Annotated in this window: 22 protein-coding genes; 9 read left to right on the plus strand and 13 right to left on the minus strand. The window is 43.5% G+C overall.

The features are described 5' to 3' along the window. The first annotated feature begins 615 nt into the window (after positions 1-615). A complete protein-coding gene (locus CWB72_RS15915; protein ID WP_138633393.1) occupies positions 616-1,158 on the plus strand; it encodes a gamma carbonic anhydrase family protein in 543 nt (180 codons plus the stop codon). On the opposite strand, the gene CWB72_RS15920 is transcribed toward CWB72_RS15915, so the two are convergent. Beyond that, complete coding sequence (locus CWB72_RS15920) at positions 1,141-1,380, minus strand: DUF1488 family protein (protein WP_138633396.1); 240 nt, start codon at positions 1,378-1,380, stop codon at positions 1,141-1,143. The genes CWB72_RS15915 and CWB72_RS15920 overlap by 18 nt on opposite strands. 1 nt (position 1,381) lies before the next feature. Continuing rightward, a complete protein-coding gene (aroE, locus tag CWB72_RS15925) occupies positions 1,382-2,200 on the minus strand; it encodes a shikimate dehydrogenase (RefSeq protein ID WP_138633400.1) in 819 nt (272 codons plus the stop codon). 23 nt (positions 2,201-2,223) lie between these two features. On the opposite strand from aroE, the gene CWB72_RS15930 reads away from it, so the two are divergent. Both CWB72_RS15930 and CWB72_RS15935 read left to right on the plus strand, forming a co-directional pair. Next, positions 2,224-2,682, plus strand: coding sequence for a group II truncated hemoglobin (locus tag CWB72_RS15930; protein WP_138633403.1), 459 nt, complete (start codon positions 2,224-2,226; stop codon positions 2,680-2,682). Between the two features lie 100 nt (positions 2,683-2,782). Next, complete coding sequence (locus CWB72_RS15935; RefSeq protein WP_252371576.1) at positions 2,783-4,393, plus strand: methyl-accepting chemotaxis protein; 1,611 nt, start codon at positions 2,783-2,785, stop codon at positions 4,391-4,393. Between the two features lie 237 nt (positions 4,394-4,630). On the opposite strand, the gene hemF is transcribed toward CWB72_RS15935, so the two are convergent. The 6 genes from hemF to CWB72_RS15965 all read right to left on the minus strand — a co-directional run bounded on the left by hemF (position 4,631) and on the right by CWB72_RS15965 (position 9,508). Further along, positions 4,631-5,545: an oxygen-dependent coproporphyrinogen oxidase gene (gene hemF / locus CWB72_RS15940; RefSeq protein WP_138633406.1), complete on the minus strand. Its 915-nt coding sequence runs from the start codon at positions 5,543-5,545 to the stop codon at positions 4,631-4,633. Positions 5,546-5,547: 2 nt separating this feature from the next. Then, positions 5,548-6,117 (minus strand): Sua5/YciO/YrdC/YwlC family protein, encoded by a 570-nt coding sequence (locus CWB72_RS15945; RefSeq protein ID WP_138633409.1) that lies wholly within the window; start codon positions 6,115-6,117, stop codon positions 5,548-5,550. Further along, positions 6,117-6,683: a DNA topoisomerase family protein gene (locus tag CWB72_RS15950; RefSeq protein WP_138568625.1), complete on the minus strand. Its 567-nt coding sequence runs from the start codon at positions 6,681-6,683 to the stop codon at positions 6,117-6,119. Before CWB72_RS15950 ends, CWB72_RS15945 begins: the two co-directional genes overlap by 1 nt. Before the next feature lie 89 nt (positions 6,684-6,772). Then, positions 6,773-7,246 carry a DUF494 family protein gene (locus tag CWB72_RS15955; protein ID WP_058028302.1) on the minus strand — a complete coding sequence of 158 codons (474 nt, stop codon included), beginning with the start codon at positions 7,244-7,246 and terminating at the stop codon, positions 6,773-6,775. Positions 7,247-7,248: 2 nt separating this feature from the next. Further along, on the minus strand, positions 7,249-8,346 hold the full coding sequence (gene dprA / locus CWB72_RS15960) for a DNA-processing protein DprA (protein WP_138633411.1): 1,098 nt from the start codon (positions 8,344-8,346) through the stop codon (positions 7,249-7,251). Positions 8,347-8,386: 40 nt separating this feature from the next. Then, positions 8,387-9,508, minus strand: coding sequence for a LysM peptidoglycan-binding domain-containing protein (locus CWB72_RS15965; protein WP_138633415.1), 1,122 nt, complete (start codon positions 9,506-9,508; stop codon positions 8,387-8,389). 118 nt (positions 9,509-9,626) lie between these two features. Here CWB72_RS15965 and def point away from each other — a divergent pair, with 118 nt between their 5' ends. From def to trkA, 4 genes are read left to right on the plus strand one after another with little or no spacing between them, the layout of a single operon-like run. Then, positions 9,627-10,136 (plus strand): peptide deformylase, encoded by a 510-nt coding sequence (def, locus tag CWB72_RS15970; RefSeq protein WP_130254932.1) that lies wholly within the window; start codon positions 9,627-9,629, stop codon positions 10,134-10,136. 27 nt (positions 10,137-10,163) lie between these two features. Then, complete coding sequence (fmt, locus tag CWB72_RS15975) at positions 10,164-11,108, plus strand: methionyl-tRNA formyltransferase (protein ID WP_138633417.1); 945 nt, start codon at positions 10,164-10,166, stop codon at positions 11,106-11,108. Next, positions 11,108-12,391, plus strand: a complete 1,284-nt coding sequence (gene rsmB / locus CWB72_RS15980) for a 16S rRNA (cytosine(967)-C(5))-methyltransferase RsmB (protein WP_138633420.1) — start codon at positions 11,108-11,110, stop codon at positions 12,389-12,391. The genes fmt and rsmB overlap by 1 nt, the downstream gene beginning before the upstream one ends. Before the next feature lie 11 nt (positions 12,392-12,402). Next, positions 12,403-13,779, plus strand: a complete 1,377-nt coding sequence (trkA, locus tag CWB72_RS15985) for a Trk system potassium transporter TrkA (protein WP_138568621.1) — start codon at positions 12,403-12,405, stop codon at positions 13,777-13,779. A 15-nt stretch (positions 13,780-13,794) separates the two neighbouring features. Here the strand turns inward: trkA and CWB72_RS15990 are convergent, their stop codons facing one another. The 5 genes from CWB72_RS15990 to CWB72_RS16010 all read right to left on the minus strand — a co-directional run bounded on the left by CWB72_RS15990 (position 13,795) and on the right by CWB72_RS16010 (position 20,298). Next, positions 13,795-14,484, minus strand: a complete 690-nt coding sequence (locus CWB72_RS15990) for a flagellar brake domain-containing protein (RefSeq protein WP_138633423.1) — start codon at positions 14,482-14,484, stop codon at positions 13,795-13,797. A gap of 127 nt (positions 14,485-14,611) precedes the next feature. Continuing rightward, entirely contained in the window at positions 14,612-16,063 is a 1,452-nt protein-coding gene (locus tag CWB72_RS15995; protein WP_058028291.1) for a TrkH family potassium uptake protein, read from the minus strand. Positions 16,064-16,115: 52 nt separating this feature from the next. Beyond that, the gene (locus CWB72_RS16000; protein WP_138633426.1) at positions 16,116-16,730 is read right to left on the minus strand and encodes a YigZ family protein; all 615 of its coding nucleotides are present in this window, start codon (positions 16,728-16,730) and stop codon (positions 16,116-16,118) included. Positions 16,731-16,997: 267 nt separating this feature from the next. Next, positions 16,998-18,320 (minus strand): Xaa-Pro dipeptidase, encoded by a 1,323-nt coding sequence (gene pepQ / locus CWB72_RS16005; RefSeq protein WP_138633429.1) that lies wholly within the window; start codon positions 18,318-18,320, stop codon positions 16,998-17,000. A gap of 91 nt (positions 18,321-18,411) precedes the next feature. Next, the gene (locus CWB72_RS16010; protein WP_138633432.1) at positions 18,412-20,298 is read right to left on the minus strand and encodes a lytic transglycosylase domain-containing protein; all 1,887 of its coding nucleotides are present in this window, start codon (positions 20,296-20,298) and stop codon (positions 18,412-18,414) included. Positions 20,299-20,662: 364 nt separating this feature from the next. Between CWB72_RS16010 and fadB the strand changes: the two genes are divergently transcribed. Further along, on the plus strand, positions 20,663-22,825 hold the full coding sequence (fadB, locus tag CWB72_RS16015; RefSeq protein ID WP_138633435.1) for a fatty acid oxidation complex subunit alpha FadB: 2,163 nt from the start codon (positions 20,663-20,665) through the stop codon (positions 22,823-22,825). A gap of 7 nt (positions 22,826-22,832) precedes the next feature. Then, positions 22,833-23,999, plus strand: a complete 1,167-nt coding sequence (fadA, locus tag CWB72_RS16020) for an acetyl-CoA C-acyltransferase FadA (protein WP_138633489.1) — start codon at positions 22,833-22,835, stop codon at positions 23,997-23,999. The last annotated feature ends 170 nt before the right edge of the window (positions 24,000-24,169 follow it).

Raw genomic sequence — 24,169 nt, forward strand, 5'->3', positions numbered from 1 at the left:
AAGTTTTTTGAATCCGAAGATTCGTGCTCAATGAATTCTGATTTTGATTCTTTCGAATCGAATTGACTATGAAGTCACTCAGTTACATTTGAGACTCTAATTTTTTTTGCTCCTGAATCAAGAGCTGTTAGAACTCAACCTGTACGAGTGCCCACACAGATGATTGCTTCATATTTTTAAAGAACATTCCGGTTACCCGGGTGTAACTCGATGAGTTACCGCAGCGTTGCTGCGAAGTGGAGCGCCATAATAACGACTTCACTTTTTATGTCAACACTTAATTTTAATCTTTTTCTTTAGAGAAAGTTTAAAGCTAAGTTTTATTTGACTCGACATCGTTTTGAATTGCTTTTCAGCGCCTCGCCCCGTGTCAGTGGGGTCGCATTATAGGGAGAGCAGAAAATTACGCAAGCCCTTTTTTAAAGAAAAATGCAAAAAACTTACTGTTCGCGTGTATTTTAAACGAAACGTCTGTTTTTGATACTTTAACGCTGTAATTTTGGTCACTTCTGAGTGTTAACTGCTATTTTTAAGCCATGGTAAATTGCTCGCTTTGACTCTACACTAATTACAAAGCATAAATAACATCTCAATAAAACTCGGGGCTCTACACAAATGATAAGAAGTTATAAAGGGATCTATCCTAAATTAGAAAAATCCGTCTATGTTAATGAATCTGCCGTCTTAGTCGGTGATATCACTATAGGTGAAGATAGTAGTGTTTGGCCTTTAGTTGCAGCGCGTGGAGATGTTAACTATATACAAATAGGCGAGCGCACCAATATTCAAGATGGTAGCGTACTTCATTTAACGCGCAAGAGCGCAAACAACCCTGATGGTTACCCACTTATTATTGGTGATGATGTGACAGTCGGCCATAAGGTCATGCTACATGGCTGTAAGCTTGGTAACCGTATATTAGTTGGCATGGGTGCTATTGTAATGGACAATGCGATTGTCGAAGATGATGTCATCATCGGTGGTGGTGCATTAGTGCCACCTAATAAGAAGCTTGAATCAGGATATTTATATGTAGGTAGCCCGGTGAAACAAGCTCGCCCGTTAACTGACTCAGAATTAGCCTTCTTGAAAATATCTGCGCTCAATTATGTTGAGTTGAAAGATGATTACTTAGCAGAGTCAGACTCGGCTAAGTAATACCTCCCCTTCTGCTGAGTAGCTTTCTTCTTCGATAAGCGCCTCAGCTTGCATTTCATAATCAAATTGATGCTCTGCAAAGTGTGCTAGCGCTGTCGTCTCTTCTCCTTCAAATGCAACACAGCAACCAATGATTAAACCAGAATTCATCGCAGTGAACTCTATTCTTTGTTGAGTCGCATTAAAACTCGCATCATCGTTAAATAAGATTGCTTGATTCATGTTAGCCCTTAGCAAATGTATTTATTACCGGTGTTAATTCGGGCATATCACCTTGCCAAAGATAATATGCTTCTGCAGCCTGCCCTATTAGCATACCAATTCCATCTACTAATTTGGTTCTCGGGTTAATAGACCCCACCCATTTTAAGAAGCTAGTTTGCTCATTGCTATAAAACATATCGTAGGCAAGGTGACATTGCGTAAAAACAGTCTCCGATATATTTGGAAGTTCACCGGTCACACTTGATGATGTCGAGTTAATCACCACTTGATAATTCGAATCTGTTATCTCGTCTAAGCCGATCCCTTTTATATGACCATAAGCAGAAAACTGCTCAGCCAATAACTCAGCTTTCTCTTGGGTGCGATTCGCAATGGTGATGTCTTTCACCCCAGCTTGTAATAAAGGATAAATACACCCTCTTGCTGCACCACCGGCACCTATAAGCAAAACAGATGCGCCATCTAGTTTGCATTCATTACGAATTAAGTCAGCCACTAACCCAGCGCCATCAGTGTTATCACCAAGTAATCGACCATTATCTAACTTCTTAATGGTATTCACAGCTCCCGCTAGCTGTGCCCTTTCAGTGAGTTCATCCACCAGCTCAAACGCACGCTCTTTAAAAGGCAAGGTGACATTGGCTCCCTCGCCCGCTTTGTTTGTGAAAAAGTCTTGTGTAAATGCTTCAAATTCATCTAACGGCGCCAGCAAAGCTTGATAATCTATTTGTGTTGAAAACTGCTCTGCAAATTGCCTATGGATCTGTGGCGATTTAGAATGTTTTATCGGATTACCAAATACCGCGAATTTACCCATTAAATAAGCCCAGTGAATTGTTTATGAAGCAGCTAATTAAACGCATCTTCAACAAAGATGCAAGTAAAGAACAAGAGAGTAATATGCACGAGACCCCTACAGTGGAAAAATCACCTTATGAAATTTTAGGTGGTGAGGACGGTGTAAAAGCCTTAGCAGATCGCTTTTACGATGTAATGGCAGAAGAAAAATATGCGAAACCGCTATATGACATGCACCCACAGCCTTTAGACAGAATACGCTTAGTCTTTTTCGAATTTCTATCTGGCTGGTTAGGTGGTCCAGACCTATTTGTTGAGAAATACGGGCACCCTATGCTGCGAAAACGCCATATGCCTTTTTCGATAGATAAAGACTTAAGAGATCAATGGATGTTTTGCATGAATAAGGCGCTTGAAATTGAGGTTGATAACCCTCTATTAAGAGTGGGACTAAGAAAATCTTTTGAGCAATTAGCTACTCACATGATCAACAAGGACTAAACTATTAATCAATTGGTAAATTAGCTGTGGCTCATTTGCGCTGAATCAAGCTCCTTATCTCTAAAAGCTGCATAATGGAATGACATATGAGTGAGATTGAATGATTACTGTGAAATCGATACAACATAAAATTTATGCACTTTTAGCGATAACGGGCGTACTTGTACTCATTGCCAGTATTTGGAGTAGCTCAGATCAGCAACAAAAACTTGCTCAAGAGACCGTCGCAGAGAATATCAAGTTATTAGCCGATAACTACTTTGATTCTATTAATACCATGATGTTGACAGGCACGATGGCGAATCGTGAAATACTCAGTGAAAAACTACGCGCTCACCCTAGCATCGAAGATGCCCACATCATTCGAGCAGAGTTAATCAACAAACTTTACGGTCCAGGCAACCCCAATCAGGCACCAACTACTGATGCTGAGCGTGATGCATTGAGAGGTAAAGAAACGTTAGTCATTGAACAACGCGATGATATGCGTGTGATGACATTTTTTAGACCGATGATCGCCAGCAGTGACTATAAAGGCACGAACTGTTTAGGTTGCCACATGGCCAAAGAAGGCGATGTATTAGGGGTTGTTCGCTTCAGTTACTCATTAGAAGACATAGATAGCACGGTAACCAGCAATACTTGGTTAAGTACAGGCTTACTGTCGGCCATCTTTATCTCGGCGTTTGTCATTTTAGGTATGCTATTTAGAAAACTATTCATTGTACGCTTGAAAACTCTTGGTCGCACCATGCGCCTTGCTACACAGAATAAAGATTTAAGTCTGCGTATTGATGATGATATTGACGATGAGCTTGGCCGTTTAGCGACGAACTTCAATAAAATGATGACCGCGTTTAAAGACAATATGGCGCAAGTCTCCCACTCTTCTCATGTGCTTATTCGCTCAGCAGAGAGTATTTACAACTCAGCAGATACAACAGAGCAAGCTATTTTGGCACAAAAGCAAGGCACAGATTCAGTTGCCGCTGCGATTAATGAATTAGAGAGCTCATCAAGTGAAGTTAAGAACACCACACATTTTGCCTCAGAGAAGTCAGATTCAAGTAATCACCTAGCAGAAGAAAGCATGGCCGTTGCAGAGCATACCGAAGCCAGTATCAATCAACTTGCACAGGATGTTCGCCAAGCCGCAGAGCAAGTTAGTCAATTACAAAACCAAACCCTTGAAGTGGGTAAAGTACTTGAAGTGATCAGTAGTATTGCTGAGCAAACTAACCTACTAGCACTTAACGCAGCAATCGAAGCGGCACGAGCGGGTGAAGCAGGTCGAGGCTTTGCAGTGGTTGCCGATGAAGTAAGAACGCTGGCAACTCGTACTCATGACTCTACGGATGAAATAAAGCGCACCATTGAAAAGCTTCAAAGCGAAGCCGCGCAAACCGTTCAGGCGATGAGTGCATCTTGTGAAGAAGCAGACGATAGAGCTTTACAAGTGAAAAAAGTCGCACAGGCATTAAAAGATATTTCAAATCAGATGCATGAGATTAATGACTTAAACGTACAGATCGCCGATGCCACAGAGCAGCAAAACTTGGCGGCAGAAGAAATTAATCACAGTGTCATTGGGATTCGTGATAACGCGGAAGAATCTTTAAAAGATGCGCACCGCAGTAAACAAGTCAGTGAAGAACTCCTGACATTAGCGCGCTCTTTGGATGAGCAAGTGCGCAGCTTTAAAGTCGAGTAATAATACCAATCCGCTTAAGTAAGTGATCTATTTTGAGGCAAGAAAACCTCGTTGGTAGCAAGGCAAATATTTCGTTATTTAGTTGTTCTAAATGAGAAATCTTTAACGCCGCTATCATCAGGTTTAATCCCTCAAAATGATTAAGTGTTATTGCGGATTGGTATAATAACCTTCTTTATACAAAAACGGCGCTCAATTGAGCGCCGTTTTTTATGGTCTGCTATTCAAGCTCTGAAGTTAAAGACTTAACCAGTCTCTTGGCTTTAAGTAAGATTCATATAAGTCAGCTTCTAATGAGTCGGCTTCAGGTGTGAAGTCATATTCCCAGCGTGCTAATGGTGGCATCGACATTAAAATTGACTCTGTACGACCACCGGTTTGTAAACCAAACAAGGTACCACGGTCCCACACTAGGTTAAATTCAACATAGCGACCACGACGATAAAGCTGGAATTGACGCTGCGCATCATTAGTTGGCGTATCTTTACGTTTTTCAATGATTGGTAAGTAGGCATCTAAGAACCCATTGCCCACCGCTTGCATAAAGTCGAAGCTCTTCTCAAATCCCCACTCATTGAGATCATCAAAGAATAGACCACCTACGCCACGGGTTTCACCACGGTGCTTTAAATAAAAATATTCATCACACCACTTTTTATAGTCGTTATAAACAGTATCACCAAATGGATCACACAAGTCTTTTGCGACTTGGTGCCAATGTTTAACGTCTTCTAATACAGGATAGAAAGGTGTTAAATCAAAACCACCACCAAACCACCAAATAGGTGCTTCGCCTTCTTTTTCAGCAATAAAGAAGCGCACATTGGCATGGCTCGTTGGGATATGTGGGTTTTTAGGGTGAATTACCAAAGATACACCACACGCATGGAAACTGCGACCCGCTAACTCCGGGCGATGTGCTGTTGCCGAAGCGGGCATTGACGCACCAAATACATGAGAGAAGTTAACACCCCCCTGCTCGATTACATCACCATCACGAATAACACGGGTACGACCACCGCCGCCTTCCGCTCTTTCCCACGCATCTTCAACAAATTTCGCTTTACCATCAGCTTGCTCTAAGCCTGCACAAATTGTGTCTTGTAATTGTAATAAGAAGGCTTTGACTGTTTCTAAATTTACTTTTGACATGCTTACTCTCTAATTAGCTGTGTGGTAAAGGCATCTTTAATTTGACTTGGTTTGGTTTCACCACCAAGTGGCCCTTCAACATAAAAGTCGATTTGATCGTTAAATACTGCTTTTACTTTGTCTAGTGTTGCTTCTGGTTGTTGCCCTGCAATGTTTGCACTGGTCGACACCAGCGGCTTGCCAAACTGTTGGCAAAGTTGCTTCACCACCGGGTGTGCACTAACGCGAACTGCAATTGTCGAATGAGTACCGGTTAACCACTTTGGGGTTGAAGGCTTAGCAGGCAAAGCCCAAGTAATGGCAGCTGGCCACGAAGAAAAAATCTCAGCGCGTTTATCCATAGGGATTTTGCTGTCATCAACATAAGGTAAAAGCTGAGCAAAGTTATCGGCAATTAAAATCAGCCCTTTCTCTTCTGCTCTTTGCTTTAATGCCAAAATGCGCTGCACGGCACTGTGATCATCAGGATCACAGCCAAGACCATATACAGCTTCTGTTGGATAACAAATAACGCCACCAGCACGCAATACAGCTTCAGGCGTATCCTTGCTGGTTTGTTGTTCATGGCTCACTATGATTTCTCTACTTTATGTTGGCAGGATTTCTGCGGGCATTGTAACACAGCTTTATCGCCACGAGATTTCTCAACCATCACTCCCCAACCACATTGTGGGCAAGTCTCATCGACTGGGTGTTGATTCAAACTGTACTTACAACTTGGGTAGGCATCACATGAGTAAAATTGTTTACCGAATTTATTGTTACGAACAACGAGCTTACCCTTTTTACATTTAGGGCAGTTTGGTAACCCTTCTTCTTCGGGTTCGTCTTCATGCACAATAAAATGGCAGGCTGGGTATCCGGTGCATCCAATAAACATACCGTAGCGACCATTACGAATAACTAATGGTTCACCGCACTCAGGGCAAGGAGAATCGTCGAGCACTTTAATATCGTGATTATCATGCTGGGCGAGAGAACGAATATAGTCACACTTAGGGTAACTGGCGCAGCCTAAGAAAGGCCCATTTTTGCTGTGCTTCATCACCAGCTCAGAGCCACATTTAGGACAAGTTTCATATTCCTTTTCTAATGCGTGTTTGTCAGCATTAAATAAAGAATAATCAATCTTACTCATACATGCCACCCTCTTAGCTCGATTTGAATTGCGCTTAATATAACCGTGCTAAAGTTAGGGTCAAGTATTGTGCATCAATAAAAGTACGTCTAGTGCAAATACTCCGTGGGCTCATCGAAGATCAGATCTTCCATTTGCGCATAGGCTTGCTCTTTACCTGGCACATTAAAGAGCACCATTAAGATCACCCACTTTAAGTCATCTAGACTGATCTCAGCCTTTTCAAGTGCCATTAATCGGTCGATGACCATTTCACGTGTAGTGCTATCTATCACACCAACTTGCTCAACAAACATTAAAAAACCACGGCTTTCAACATCCAGAAGCTGGCACTCTTCTTCGGTATAAATACGGATGGCCTTATCGGCCGTCGCATTTAAGTAAGGAATTTCATCGCTATGTTGTAAATCTGCTAATTGCTCCAGCCAATCCAAGGCTTTGTAAATCTCATCTTGATTAAAACCAGCACGTAATAGCTCGTCAGTTAATTCGTTTTGTTCAACAAAAATATCCGATTCAGAATGGATATAGTTCTCAAATAAGTACATTAAAATATCAAACATGATTAACCCCTCGCTAATTTTATGTAGCCTTCCGCAGTGCGGGCGACTTTATCTTCGAGTTCGAGATCCAGCAGTCGTGCTAATACTTTCTCTACTGGCCATTGAGTTCTATAGGTTATGACATCGACACTGGCCGCTTCAAAACCAAGACTCTTTAATATTGGGCAATTCTCCTCACTATCTTCTATTGGGGCATTTTCTGCCCTTTCTATATTATATAGACCGTTATTTGGCAAAAAGCTCACATCTTCTAAAATATCGGTCACGCTTTCTACTAACTTTGCCCCTTGTTTTATCAGGTGATGACACCCTGCTGCCAGCGGATTTCTAATAGAACCGGGTATCGCAAACACTTCTCTATTTTGTTCAAGTGCATACTTTGCTGTGACTAAAGAGCCGCTTTTTATTTCAGCTTCAACAATTAAGGTGCCTAGCGATAGCCCCGAAATAATCCTGTTTCGTCTTGGAAAATTATGTTGATTTGCCACAGCACCCGGTAAAAATTCACTGATAACGAGACCTTGATCAACCAGTTGCTGATATAAATAGTTATGTCGCTTTGGATAGACCACATCGACACCTGTGCCTAACACTGCAATGGTATTACCGTTACCTGCGAGCGCTCCTTTATGCGCCGCGCCATCTATGCCCATGGCCATACCTGAGGTGACCGTTATGCCTGAACGCGTTAATTGATAGGCAAATTCAGAGGCACATTCCAAGCCAGGCGGTGTTGCGTTACGACTCCCCACAATGGCAATTTGCGGCTCATTTAGTAATTTAATATTACCTTTGCAAAAAAGTATTAAAGGCGCATGACAGGTTTGCTTAAGTAATTTTGGATAAGCTTGATGCTCGGTATGAATAATTTGAATATTTTGTTGTTCACAAAATTTCTGGAGTTGTTCTATGCGTTTTAAATCGGGGGTGGCTATTTGCTCTGCGATGGTGGGTTTAATGCCAAGCGCTATGAGTTCATCATGGGGTAAATCGAATAACTCGACAAGATCTATTTTGCTTTCTATGGCTGAGAGCGTTGCACTACCCAGTCCTTTGGTTAAATAAAGTATCAGCCCTTGTAGCTGCGAAAGTGTTGCCATACTCCCTCCTTAGAGTATCTTGTCATTTATAAGCTTTCGCTTAATTGGCGCTAATGGTATCTCCCACTCTGATTGGTTGTTGAGAGCGAGTCACCATCGCATAGCTAATATTGTCGTAAACTTTAAATACCATCAGCTCACCGACTTTTTCTTTTGGCATCGTCCACACAACACTGTCTTCGTCGTTTTCTGTACCAAACATTTCTCTAAAGCCAGTGATAAACTTTTCTAGCTTGTTGGCATCTTCAACGTAGCGAGGGCCATGTTCGCCTTCAATAACTGTAGGTGACTGTTTGTTAATATCAAGAATATGACCTTCTTTAAGATTATCCTCACGGCCACGGTTTAATACCACAATGGCAGTTGAGCCAAATTCTCGCATTTGGTTATCGCTTGAAATAATCGAGCCATCAATGGCTTCGGTAGGGCGCGTCATATTAAATTGCGCCGAAAAGCTTTGATCTACATTAATCGGCATCAGTACATCGTTGGTTTTGATTTCTTGGCGAACCGTTTCAATCTCAACTTTTGCAGGGTGACCCGCTTCAATGTCACCACCAAACAACACTCGTGCCGTCCCCACTAAACGTGACTCATACGCTAAGGTGTCACCATTCTCAGGATCAACATATGCCTCACCACGACGGTAAATGCCATAGTTTGCAGATGGGTTCAGGTTGCCCTTTACATACAACAACTGGCCTTGAGTGTTACGCAGTACGTTGCGGTTTGACCCCAATACAATTGGCTTGCCATCTAGATCATCGGCACCAATAGCTTGGTCAAAGCGTAAAAACGGCTCTATCATGGCTAGAGGTAGTGTCGGTATAGCGGTGTTTTTTTGCACCACAACACGTGTACGAGGAGAAAGCTTCTTCACCCCTTTCTTTAACACTAAACGCGGGTTACCTTGGGCATCATATTGCAGCGCCAAAACATCACCGGGATAGATTAAATCAGGGTCGTCAATTTGCGGGTTCCATTGCCACAATTCAGGCCAACGCCAAGGCGTGTTTAGATACATGGTCGAAATGTCCCACAAGGTGTCGCCTTTTTTCACCACATATTGCTGTGGTGCATCGGCTTTCAACTTTAAAACATCAGCCATGGCCGAAAATTGAGCGCCAACAGAGAGCATTAACGCAGCAATGGAATATTTCATCAAAGCTTCCTTGAGTTATTTTTCGATATTATCAACCAAAACCTGTAAAAGGGAAACGCGAATGGCTAAAATGAAAGCATACACGAATGCATATATAGCTCAATAGTAAAAGGTAACCATGGCTAAGTTAGAAGTATTAAGATTCCCAGATGAGCGTTTACGCACAGTTGCAGAGCCTGTGGCTGAAGTAAACGACGAGATCCGTCAAATCGTTAAAGATATGCTTGAAACCATGTACGACGAAAATGGCATTGGTTTAGCTGCCACACAAGTTGATATTCATAAGCGTATTGTGGTGATCGATGTATCAGAAGAAGGCAATGAGCCACTGGTATTAATCAACCCTGAGATCATCGAAAAAGATGGCTCTACAATCAGTGAAGAAGGCTGTTTATCTGTGCCTCAGTCTTACGCAAAAGTTGACCGCGCAGAGCAAGTCACAGTAAAAGCATTAAATGAGAACGGTGAAGAATACACATACGAAGCAGATGGCCTACTGGCAATTTGTACTCAGCACGAACTTGATCATCTAATGGGTAAATTATTTATTGATTACCTATCACCACTTAAGCGCCAGCGTATTCGCAAGAAACTTGAAAAAGAAGCACGCTTAGCGGCTCGTTCTTAATTTAACCTGACAACATTGGAATATTCTGTGATTCAACCATTACGTATTGTTTTCGCTGGTACGCCTGATTTTGCTGCGCGCCACCTTCAAGCACTTATCGATTCAGAGCACCAAGTTGTTGGTGTGTATAGCCAACCAGACCGCCCTGCGGGTCGCGGTAAAAAACTCAAAGCCAGCGAGGTAAAAACCTTAGCGCTTGAGCATGATTTACCCGTTTACCAGCCTGAATCATTTAAAAGTGAAGAAGCACAGCAAGAATTAGCCAGCCTAAACGCTGATGTAATGGTTGTTGTTGCTTATGGCTTATTGTTACCTAAAGTGGTGTTAGATACTCCTCGCCTTGGTTGCGTTAACGTGCACGGCTCTATTCTGCCGCGCTGGCGTGGTGCGGCACCAATTCAGCGTGCACTGTGGGCGGGTGATACCGAAACAGGCGTGACCATTATGCAAATGGATGAAGGTCTAGATACAGGCGATATGCTGCATATTGCGACTTGCCCGATTACCGCTGAAGATACTAGCGCGAGCCTTTATACTAAGCTTGCCGAGCTTGGGCCACCTGCGCTCATTGAAACGCTAAACAGTATGGCTGCAGGCACTGCGGTTGCAGAACCTCAAGATGATAACCTTGCTAACTATGCCAAGAAACTCAGCAAAGAAGAAGCTGACATTGACTGGCAAATGGATGCTGCACAACTTGAGCGTAACATTCGTGCTTTTAATCCTTGGCCAGTGTGTTTTACCCAAATGCAAGAAAACACCGTAAAGGTTTGGCAAGCTGATGTTGTTGAGCAAAGTGGCGAAGCGGGCACCGTATTACATGCCGACAAACAAGGTATCGTCATCGCGTGTGGTGAAAATGCACTACGTATCACGCAACTACAGCCGCAAGGTAAAAAGCCTATGTCTGCACAGGACTTCTTAAATGGTCGTGCTGAGTGGGTTGCCGCTGGTAACAAGGTAGGTCAATAATGACCAATGTGCGCGCCCTTGCGGCGCAAACCCTATTTCAAGTTGTCGATAAAGGCCAATCGCTTAATACACAGCTTCCGCTTGCTGCAAAAAACTTATCGCCAAAAGACAAAGCGCTATTACAACAAATTTGTTATGGCGTTTTACGCTACTTACCAAGTTTAGAAAATTACTGCCAGCAACTGCTAGAAAAACCGCTTAAAGGTAAAAACCGCGTTTTCCAATTTTTACTTTATGTAGGTATTTATCAGTTACAGCATATGCGTGTGCCTGAGCATGCTGCCGTTGCCGAAACAGTAAATGCATTGATGCAAATGCGCGCCGGTGGTCTTAAAGGTTTGGTCAATGCAGTACTGCGTAACTTCCAACGCCAACAAGATACTTTAGAAGAAAGCAGCCAAGGTAATGATGTTTTAACATTTAACCACCCGGGCTGGTTTATTAAAGCCGTTAAAGAAGCTTACCCTGAGCAATGGCAAGATATTCTTGAGCAAAACCAATTACAAGCGCCTATGTGGCTGCGTGTAAACCAGCATATGGGCAGCACAGAAGAATATTTAGAGGCACTTGATGAAGCGGGTATTCGCGCCGAGCACTACCCTGAATATCAAGACGCCATCATCTTAGATAAAGCCTGTGATGTGGCCAAGCTACCTGGCTTTAAACAAGGTGCAAGTTCGGTGCAAGATGCTGCAGCACAGCTCGCTGCACGTTTACTTGAACCACAAGATAGCGAGCGTATATTAGATGCGTGTGCAGCGCCTGGCGGTAAAACCTGTCATATTTTAGAGCTTGCCAAGGCAAACGTTGATGCATTAGATGCCGACAGTGACCGCTTACTTCGTGTTGAGCAAAATCTTGATCGTATTGGCCTTGAAGCAAATTGTATTCATGCCGATGCGAGTCAACCAGATACCTGGTGGGACGGCCAGCAATACGATCGCATCTTACTCGATGTGCCCTGTTCAGCCACGGGGGTAATTCGTCGCCACCCTGATATCAAATGGCTTCGAAGAAAAACTGACATTGACGATCTTGCCGAGCTGCAAGGTCAGATCCTGAAAAACATTTGGCCACTGTTGAAGTCTGGTGGTACGTTACTGTATGCAACTTGCTCAGTACTACCAAAAGAAAACAAACAGCAAGTCGCACAGTTTTTAGCTGACAATAGCGACGCCATTCACCAGCCTCTTCATGAGAGTGACACACCTGAAGCACCCGGCTTACAGTTGTTACCTGGTTTAACCGATGGCTTTTATTACGCAAAAATAATTAAAAAGTAATTAATCACACTATGAAGATCATCATTTTAGGCGCCGGACAAGTTGGCGGCACCCTAGCAGAAAACCTTGTGGGTGAACAAAACGAAATCACCGTGGTTGATATCGACGGCGATCGTTTACGAGAGCTTCAAGATAAATATGACTTGCAAGGGGTTGCGGGTCACAGCGCACACCCAGATGTACTTCGCCAAGCGGGTGCCGAAGATGCCGATATGATCATCGCAGTGACCAGTTCGGATGAAGTCAACATGGTTGCTTGCCAGGTCGCTTACAGTATCTTCAATACACCAACAAAGATTGCTCGGATCCGCTCTGAGCAATATTTGAAGTATCGTGAGAAGCTGTTCCAAAATGATGATCTACCAGTTGACCACTATATTGCGCCAGAGCAGCTAGTGACCAAATACATTCGTCGCTTGATTGATTACCCCGGTGCATTACAAGTATTGCAGTTTGGTGATGGCATGCTGTCACTGGTTGCTGTAAAAGCGTATTATGGTGGCCTGCTAGTGGGCTATGCGCTATCAGCATTGAAAGAGCATATTCCAAACGTTGATACTCGCGTGGCGGCGATTTACCGCCAAGGCAAAGCCATTAAGCCTCTGGGTACCACGGTCATTGAAGCTGATGATGAAATCTTCTTCCTTGCCGCAACCAAACACATTCGCGCGGTAATGAATGAGCTACAAAAGCTCGAGCAATCTTATAAAAAGATCATGATTGCCGGTGGTGGTAATATCGGTGCAGGTCTCGCTCGCTCACTTGAGAAAAACCACAGTGTGAAACTGATCGAACGAAATCAAGCTCGCGCCACCGAGCTTTCAGAAATGCTCGACAATACTGTAGTGTTCTGTGGTGACGCTTCAGATCAAGAGCTGCTTTCTGAAGAACATATTGAACAAGTCGACGTGTTCATCGCGGTAACCAATGATGATGAAGCAAATATCATGGCTGCCATGTTGGCAAAACGTATGGGCGCACAGAAAACCATGGTGCTGATCCAGCGTGGTGCTTATGTTGACTTGGTCCAAGGTGGTGAGATTGATATTGCTATTTCGCCTCAACAAGCAACCATATCTGCATTACTCACCCATGTTCGTCGCGGTGATATCGTCAACGTATATTCATTACGTAAAGGTGCCGCTGAAGCCATAGAAGCGGTTGCGCATGGTGATGAAAACACCTCAAAAGTAGTTGGCCGTGCTATCAGCGATATTAAGCTGCCTGTCGGTACTACTATTGGTGCCATTGTACGTAATGATGAAGTGCTGATCGCCCATGATGACACTGTGATTATGTCTGGCGACCATGTCATCATGTTCTTAATCGATAAAAAGCAAATTGGTGTAGTCGAAAAGCTATTCCAAGTAAGCGCGCTATTCGTTTAGATTCAGCCTAAGACGTTATTCTTTTTGATCGGCTTGTAACACTGACAAGTCGATCAAATACTCTTTCATTATGGCTTCCATAAAAGTCTGATCGTTCTTCAATTTTATTCCCAGCATTACCAAACCTTCTCTTTGTTTCACTCGGCAAATCTCACCATTGAGTTTAAATTGCTGATTTTGTTTACCCTCAAGTAAAATTTCACAGTCTTGTTCTCTTAAATCTGAATTCGGGCTAACATCATCACTGTGCAAATCAAACTGAAGACCAGACAAAGAAATATCCTTTATTACGCCAACCTCAGAGTGGTCACTGGTATTAAACACAGCAGGGATTAAAGTCGGAATACGAACTTGTTCACGGAGCTGATAGCTTTGTACGGCACGAGGCAGAAATAAAAAGATAAGCTTAGTTGGGTGTGTTGTTACAGATTTAATCATACTTTTAAAAGCGATGATTTGCCCATCACCTTGCTCGAGTACGGCGCGCACCACGACGTATGTGCCCTCTTTGACATAATCAAGCGATGCACCTAAACGCTGTGCAGATGGGTAATTCAGAATGATATATTGCCCCGACATATAACCGACAAATTCCGTTTTTAAGCGTTTAGAACCTGCCGGCATGATCACTTCAATATCTACTGTGCTACCTGTTGGCAGCTGAGAAATGATAGATTCATCTACACTGGTTTGCGACTTTAACATCTTTGACCTTTACAACTTGCAGTCAGTACAAGTGTCCCTTTTATTTTTGTTATTCCTGTTTATATCGGCCATCTACCGAAGACTTTAATCTGCTGACCTAAATTTTTCGTTAAGCCTTAAGACTAGCTTAACCTCGCCAAAATGTTGGCGTAAATAACACCAGTAGCGTGAATATTTCTAAACGACCAAATACCATGGCCAACGTTAAGATCCATTTAGCTGAATCGGTAATATCGCCATAATGTGCAGCCACATCGCCCAACCCCGGGCCTAAGTTATTTAAACATGCAGCGGTCGCTGAGAATGCTGTAATGTTATCCATACCTGTGCCTAACAAGGCAATCATGATGATCACAAACACCAAGGCATAAGCTGAGAAAAAGCCCCATACCGCTTCAACGACTTTGTCTGGCAGCGCTTTACGACCTAACTTAATTGAGTAAATAGCACGTGGATGAACCAAGCGATTTAGCTCACGCACACCTTGAAGATATAGCAAGAACACTCGTACGACCTTCATGCCACCACCAGTCGAGCCCGCACACCCACCAATAAAACTAGAGAAGATGAGTAAGATGGGTAAAAACAGAGGCCAAGCCGAGAAATTATCTGTCGCAAACCCAGCTGTTGTACTGATAGAAACTGCTTGGAACAAAGCCTGATCTAGGGTTTCATCTCCATCGGCATACACTTGATTTGACGATAAAACAGCAAAGCAAATGACGACCAAAGCAAGCTGTATAAATAAGAACACTTTGAATTCTGGATCGCGTAAGTACACTCGTACATTACGACTCGACACCGCCGCGTAATGCAGTGAGAAGTTCACGGCGGCAATGATCAAAAACACCACACAAATGAGGTTAATTAAAGGGCTATCAAAGTAACCCATGGATGCGTCATACGTCGAGAAACCGCCAATCGCAATCGTCGAGAAGGCATGACATAACGCATCGAAAAAGTTCATGCCCGCCAACCAATATGCCAAAGTACAGGCCAACGTTAACGCCACATAAATATACCAAAGGTGCTTAGCCGTATCGGCGATCCGCGGTGTCATTTTCGAGTCTTTCACAGGCCCCGGCGTTTCTGCACGATATAACTGCATACCACCGACACCTAGCATTGGCAAGACAGCAACCGCTAGTACGATGATCCCCATGCCTCCTAACCACTGCAGTTGCTGACGGTAAAACAATACCGACTTAGGCAAGGTTTCAATGCCCGTTAAAACGGTTGCACCGGTTGTGGTTAAGCCTGAAAACGCTTCAAATACAGAATCTGCCAAGGAGAGATTGGGTGTTTGTAAGAAGATAAGCGGTAAGGAGGCGAACGACCCCAGTACCAGCCAAAATAACACCACAATCAAGAAGCCTTCTCGGGCTTTCAAATCTCCTTTTTGATGGCGGTTAGGATAATACGCCAACATACCCATTATAATACTGAACACAAACGCCAGTACGAATGGTACACCCCCACCATCTTTATAAATCAGCGAAACCAGTGCAGGCGGCACCATTGTGATACTAAATAAGGCCACCAGCTGGCCAAGAATTTTTATTATGGTACGAAATTGCATGCTGCGTTACGCTTCAAAAATAAGAATGACAGAGTGTTATTACTTGATTGTCTTACTCTTTACAGACTAACTCAACCACTCCATGGGTTAAATCAAAAATTTCTTGCTGTGCTTGTTCAACTTGTCGACTATCAATGCTGACTTGCCAATTCACCGCTGAGTCATAGCTTTTATCCAGCTGCAAAATAGTAAAATGGGTATTTAGATACTGCTCGATAATTCCCTGCAGCGCATAATCAGAACGCCCTATCAGCTCAGTTGCAGGCACTTTCAATGTTGTTTTTAGTATCTCAAGAGCATTGTTTAGCGTGCCGCCATAAGCACGCACTAAACCGCCCGTGCCCAACTTAATGCCGCCAAAGTAACGAGTTGTTACTGCGGTTATTTCACCAAGTCCAGAGCCAATAAGCACATTCAACATAGGTTTACCCGCAGTGCCATTGGGTTCGCCATCATCCGAGAAACCATAAACATGACTGCCCCCAGGCGCACCCGCCACATGAGCCCAACAGTTATGTCTGGCATCTGGGTAGTCATCGTTGATCTTCTGAATAAAAGCTTTCGCAGACTCGATAGTTGGCGTATGCGCAATATGCACTAAAAAAGTGCTCTTCTTAATTTCTTCGTGATGACTGATGGATTCGCTCGGAATATAGAATTCTGACATAAAGTTGGGGGTCCAGTTTTATACCAATCCTCAATAATACTTAATCATTTTGAGGGATTAAAGCTGCAGCTAACCGCGTTAAAAATTTATCATTTAGAATAACTAAATAGCAAAATTTTCGCCTCGTTATCGACAAGCTTTCCTTGCCTCAAAATAGCTCACTTAATTAAGAGGATTGGTATTAGAAACGGGAAGCAACTGCTTCCCGTTAGTGTAACGAATTTCGTTTCAATGAGTCGACTTAATCCTGCCAACCCCAGAAAACAATTAGTCTAGGTCTAAATCACGCGTCATATTCTCTAGACGATCTTCATGCACAATGATGTTGTCTTCGATGCGAATACCACCATATGGCTTGAATGCCTCAACCTTTTCCCAATTAATGTATTGGTTGTTATCCGTCTTCGCTAAATCACCGAGTAGTGAATCGATGAAGTATAAACCTGGCTCGATAGTGAACACTTGGTTTGCTTCAATCTTGCGTGTGCAACGTAAGAATGGATGGCCTTCAGGTGGCGCTTGGTGCGTACCCACTTCATCAGCCATGAAACCACCCATATCATGCACTTGCAGACCTAAATGGTGACCTAAACCATGTGGGAAGAATGTTGAAGTAATGCCTTTAGCCACAATGTCATCCGCTGCAAGGTTTACGATCTTAAAGTCCGCCAAGGTTTGTGCAACACGCTTATGACACTCTATATGTAAATCACCATATAGTTTGCCCGGCTGTAAACCTTTACCTAACTCAATTTGGTGATCGTTCAGAACTTTAATTAGCTCAGCAAATTCACCCTTTCTTTCAAAATCATACGTACGGGTAATATCAGACGCGTAACCGTTAAAGTTTGCGCCAGCATCAATTAAGAAAGATAAATGCTTAGCAGGGGCTTTACGATCAAAATGCGTGTAGTGCAAGATTGCACAGTTTTCATTAAGCGCCACAATGTTGCCGTATGGCGTGTCATTTTCCATATGCTGCGTAGCGTTTAGGTAAGCTTGTTGAATCGCAAACTCTGAGCCACCCGCATAAAACGTATCACGTGCAGCTTTATGACCTAACACAGCTAGACGGTTTGCTTCACGTAGACAAGTTAATTCATATTGCGTTTTGTAAGCACGGTGGAAGTGCAAGTAGTTCATTACCGGCTCAGGGTTTACATTGGTAAAACCTAATGCCTGTGCCACTTCTAAGTACTCACCAATGTAAGCGAACTTTTCTTTGTCGTATGGTAGATACTTTTCTACCTGATCTGGCTGTAATAATAACTGGATATCAAAATACTCAGCCCAGAAGTCACTCGGCTCATCAGGCACTTTATGCCAGAAATCAACCGGACGATAAAAAATGAGTTTAGGCTTATCTTCACCGTTTACCACAATCCAACAATGTGGATTATCGATCACAGGTAACCAAGCTTTAAACTGAGGGTTCACCTTAAACGGATAATACATGTCATCTAAAAACTGGCGCTTTGCTTGTCCAGAGTGGATCACTAAGCCATCTAAGCCCTCTCGCTCAATAATGGTTTTGGTGCGCTGCTGCAATGTTGCAATATGCTCAGCGTATAAATGTGCTAATTGTTCCATGGTGTACCCATTTCGTTTAGTTTTTCATTTTGCCAGTCTAGCATAAGGCCAGAAATGCAATCCAGCCAACACGCTGGATTGCGATGACACATTATTTCTCTATTTTCATATCCAAGATTGGGGCCAATATATTGCCCTCTCGACCCAACTTAGTGTGATAAACCTGACGATATGCCATCACGTTTTTCACATAGTTTCGGGTTTCTTTAAATGGAATGAGTTCTATCCATAACTCAGCAGGCATACCTTGCTCAGGTAACCAACGCTTAATTCGATGATATCCCGCGTTATAAGAAGCCGTAGCTAAAATCTCATTGCCACCATTCTTTTTCTTTAAATACTCTAAGTAATCGGTACCTAAACGAATATTAGTGGCCGGTTTATAAAGCTGACGCTTAGAAACTTTTTGCTTGCTAACGTATCTAGCCGTACTCGGCAATAACTGCATTAAGCCATGAGCATTAGCATGGGACACCGCATCTGGCGCAAACGAGCTTTCTCTACGAGAGATAGCAATACTCCACGCTAGATCCACATGATTACGCTCACTATAACGGGTAAATAACGCTTCAAACGCCAAAGGGAATCGTAAGTCGATATAGTTCCACGCTTTAATCTCAGCTAAAGTACGGATAGCACTGTCAAACCACTCAAGATCAGCGGCGAGTAACGACGCAGCCAGCTTTTCTGCATTACTTGAGGTGTTGGTCAGATAATTCCACTCTCTGCGTGCAGAAGTAAAACGCTCAAGCTCATAAAGGGCTTTCGCTCTTAAAAAACCTGGCGCTTGAGACACCTTTTCGATAATAGGTTGGGGTACATCTAGGGTTTGATTATTCATCGACACAGGCATATTTAAACGTGCTGCGGCTAAAAAGCCATAATAATCACGCTTTACTGCCAAAGGCTGCCATAGCTTTTGTGCTTTTTCTGGCTCACCACGCTGATTGTAACTATAAGCAAGCCAATATTGTTGGCCATTACTTAAGTTCTTCATTCCCGTAAATAAAGCCACGATCCCCGCCCAATCCTGCTCTTTGAGCATATTGGCCATCATCCACTGGCGAAGCTTAGTATCTTGTAACTCTACAGGCACTTTATTTAACCAAAAGCGTGCATCATTATGCCCTTTTGATGCCAAAGCCAATGCAAAGCGATACGCTACAGCATCTTTTTGCTCTTGGCTGAATGCAAACATACCTTGCAGTTTATCCCATGCTCTTAGAGCAAGCTTTTGATCACGCCAAATAAGACGCTTCACCCCATACAACGCTATTTCAGCCTCTTTACTTGAGCGCTTTTTATAGCGGTATAGTCCCGCAGAAGCACTTGGGTCACGCCTTACTGCTTTATATAAATCAGCTAAATAAGCTTCTTTTTTAGGGAGCAGCGTTTTTAAATAAGGCAAAAGCGCAACTTGCCCGCCTTGTGCCGCTTTAGTAATACGCTGCCAGACCAAGGTTTGAGTCATACGCCCGTCTTTGCGCCATATTTTAAATAACTTATCGCACGCTTTAGGCTGAGATTTGCCGACCGTCCAAAGTGCATCAACTTGATCAAGCAGCTGTGCTTTCGGCGCACCTAAATCAATTTGATACTGTAAATAGCGGCATTGTAACTCGGCATTGCTGGTGGGCTGATAATACTCAACAAAGAGCGCTTTCTTCCCACGACGCTGTAAATACTCAAGCCAGCTCTTGCGCACCGGCCACTCTAACGGCGTGTTATCGTAGACACTTAAATAATGGCTGATGTCTTGCTGATATTTTAGACGAGGGTAACGTTTATAAAACGCCAGTTCAGCATACGGTTTGAGCGGGTGATCTAAGTCGTTGATCGCCGCTTTAAACGCTTTGTAGTTACCTGAACGTGCAACTTTTTCTGCATCTTTAAATGCTTGATGATCATTGCTCGCAGAAGAAAACCAGCTAAATGCGCCAAGGCTGGTAGCGGCAATGGTCATGATCCAAGATTTCATAATGACCTTTACACTTTAAATTTTAAATTAATGAATGAGATAAGTATCAATGCATTCATCTTGCCTAAGCTTGACTATCTCTAAGATGAATAAATGTACTCAAGGGCATTGGTTCTACGCACAAATAACACACAAATAAAAAACACAAACCAAGTTTGTACATCGACCGTTATCAAGACCAAACGCCATTAGGATAAAAATGACTTGAGCATGGTGTCACTCAACCACCTTAGCAGCTCAACTGCAAATTTTTAAGGCAGGCGTAAACCTGGGGTAAATTTTTCATTGCAATTTTAATTTAAAGGGTCCAAACTGAGTAAATTAACAACTCATCGTACCAGTGTAATAACACGGGAGAACAAGCATGTTATACAAGAGCGAGTCCTTTGTAGTTGATTTTTACAAAGGCAATATCGCTGAGTTTAAGTTCTGTATGCCAGGTTCGGTAAACAAACTCTCTCAGCAAACCCTACAAGAATGTGGCAAAGCATTTGCCGAACTTAGCCAACGCGATGATATCGCGGCGATGGTTTTCACCAGTGACAAAGACCATTTCATCATCGGCGCCGACATTTTTGAATTCTTACCGACTTTCCAACGCCCAGAAGAAGAACTAGTTGGTTGGATCAAGTCAGCAACAGATATTTTCGATACCATTGAAGACTTACCGTTCCCAACAGCATCTGCTATTGATGGCCTTGCACTTGGCGGTGGGTGTGAATGGCTACTTGCAACGGATTACCGTATCGCAAGTCAAAACGCAAAAATCGGCCTACCAGAAGTTAAATTAGGGATCATGCCTGGTTTCGGTGGTACGGTTCGCTTACCACGTATTATTGGTGCTGATAATGCCATGACGTGGATCACCACAGGTAAAGAAAACCGTGCAGCAGACGCATTGAAAGTCGGTGCTGTAGACGGTGTGGTTGCAAAAGACAAATTAGTTGAAGCGGCAGTAAAAACCCTTGAACAAGCTGTTGCTGGCAAACTTGATTGGCGTGCAAAACGTCAGCTAAAACTTGACCCACTTAAATTAAACCGCGTTGAGCAAGGCATGAGCTTCGCAATGGCTGAAGGCCTAGTGATGGGTAAAACCAAAGGTCACTACCCTGCACCTGTAATGGCTGTAAGAACTATTAAAGCCGCTGCCAATGCAACACGCGATGAAGCTATGGCAATTGAAAATGCCAACTTTGCAAAACTGGCTAAAACAGCAGAAGCAGCCGCGCAAACGGGTATCTTCTTAGCTGACCAATACATTAAAGGTGTTGCCAAGAAACAAGCTAAACAATCTTCTACTGAGATCAAACAAGCGGCAGTATTGGGTGCAGGTATCATGGGTGGCGGTATCGCTTACCAATCTGCTTACAAAGGCACGCCGATTGTCATGAAAGACATCAACCAAGCGGCCCTTGATCTAGGTATGAATGAAGCAGCAACCCTACTTGGCAAAAAAGTAGAACGCGGTCACATGAAGCTAGACAAGATGGTTGGCACGCTAGGTAAGATCAAGCCAACACTGAATGATGCTGACTTAGCTGGCTCTGACATTGTGGTTGAAGCAGTAGTTGAGCACCCACAAGTTAAGAAAACAGTGCTTGCAGGTCTTGAAAAGCAATTACCTGAAGGCACTATTTTAACCTCGAACACGTCAACAATCCGCATTGATGAACTGGCTGAAGCACTAGAAAAACCAGAGCACTTCTGTGGTATGCACTTCTTCAACCCAGTGCCAAAAATGCCGCTTGTTGAGATCATCCGTGGTGAAAAGACCTCAGATGAAACAGTTGCAGCTGTAGTTGATTACGCATTAAAGCTTGGCAAGTCACCTATCGTGGTAAACGACTGCCCGGGTTTCTTTGTTAACCGTGTACTTTTCCCTTACTTTGCAGGTTTCAGTAAACTCGTTGTTGAAGGCGCTGACTTTACTAAAGTAGATAAAGTCATGGAAAACGTATTTGGCTGGCCTATGGGTCCGGCATACCTACTAGACGTTGTCGGTATCGATACAGCAAACCATTGTACAGGTGTGATGGCCGATGGCTTCCCTACTCGCATGGCTCGCCAAGATAAAGATCCGGTTGCGGTACTTGCTAATGCTGAGCGTTTTGGTCAGAAGAACCAAAAAGGTTTCTACCAATATGCACCAGATCGTCGCGGTCGCCTTAAGAAGAGCAAAGACGCTGACGCAGTTGCACTACTGAGCAGCATTTGCGACGCTGCAACTGAGTTTGATAAGCAAACCATCATTGAGCGTTGTATGGTGCCAATGATCAATGAAGTTCTACTTTGTTTACAAGAAGGCATTGTCGCTTCTCCACAAGAAGCAGATATGGCGCTTATTTATGGTATTGGTTTCCCTCCATTCCGAGGCGGTGCATTCCGTTACCTAGATCAAATTGGCCTAGCTAACTTTGTTGCTATGGCTGACAAGTACGCACATCTAGGTGAAATTTACCAAGTATCAGAACAGACGCGTCAATGGGCGACTGAAGGTAAAGTATTCTATGCCGTGGAGGGCCAATAACATGACTATGCAAAATGCAGTAATCGTTGATTGTCTTCGTACGCCAATGGGCCGCTCTAAAAACGGTGTGTTTAAACACCGTCGCGCAGAAGACTTAAGTGCACACCTTATGAAAGGTGTTCTTGAACGTAACCCACAAGTTGATCCTGCTAGCATCGACGATATTTATTGGGGTTGTGTTCAACAAACGCTTGAGCAAGGCTTTAACGTGGCACGAAATGCGGCACTACTTGCAGGTATTCCTCACACAGTGCCTGCGGTTACCGTTAACCGCTTATGTGGCTCATCAATGCAAGCACTGCATGATGCAGCACGTGCAATCATGACAGGTGCTGGTGACACTTATCTTATCGGTGGTGTTGAGCACATGGGTCATGTACCTATGACACACGGTGTTGATTTCCACCCAGGCCTATCAACTTCAGTGGCACAAGCTGCTGGCTCAATGGGTTTAACCGCTGAGTACCTTGCAACGATTCATGGTATCAGCCGTGAGCAACAAGATGCGTTCGCGGTACGTTCACACCAACGTGCACATGCTGCGACCGTTGAAGGTCGTTTCGCTCGTGAAATTTTACCAACTGAAGGTCACGATGATGATGGCGTGCCAGTATTAGTAGAAAACGACGAAGTCATTCGTCCAGAGACAACACTTGAAGGTTTATCGCAACTTCGCCCTGTGTTTAACCCAGCTTCAGGTACGGTGACTGCGGGTACTTCATCAGCACTGTCAGATGGTGCATCTGTGATGCTCGTAATGAGCGAAGAGAAAGCCAAAGCACTAGGCTTACCTATTCGTGCCCGTGTTAAGTCAATGGCGGTTGCAGGCTGCGATCCATCAATCATGGGTTACGGTCCGGTTCCTGCGAGTAAGAAAGCACTTAAGCAAGCAGGTATCACGATTGATGATATCGGTGTGGCTGAACTTAACGAAGCATTTGCTGCACAGTCTCTACCTGTATTAAAAGATCTTGGTCTACTTGAAGTGGCAGACGAGAAAGTGAATCTAAATGGTGGTGCGATTGCCCTAGGTCACCCACTGGGTTGTTCGGGTTCACGTATCAGTACGTCACTAATCCACTTGATGGAAGACAAAGGTGCAAAATATGGTTTAGCCACCATGTGCATTGGTTTAGGCCAAGGCATCGCAACGGTGTTTGAGCGCGTAGAATAAAGCCTATAACAGCTCACTTGCTGAGTGAGCTGTTACAACGCTTGCGCTCATTTCTCTTGTCGAGAAATTATTCAAAACGCAAAACTCAACTTGGTGAACCAGTATTTCAGTCATGAATGCTGGTACAAAGGCAAAGTGTGAAAACGCTTTGCCTTTTTTCGTTATAGGTG

Source organism: Pseudoalteromonas phenolica (assembly GCF_005886345.1).
Lineage (GTDB): Bacteria > Pseudomonadota > Gammaproteobacteria > Enterobacterales > Alteromonadaceae > Pseudoalteromonas > Pseudoalteromonas phenolica_A.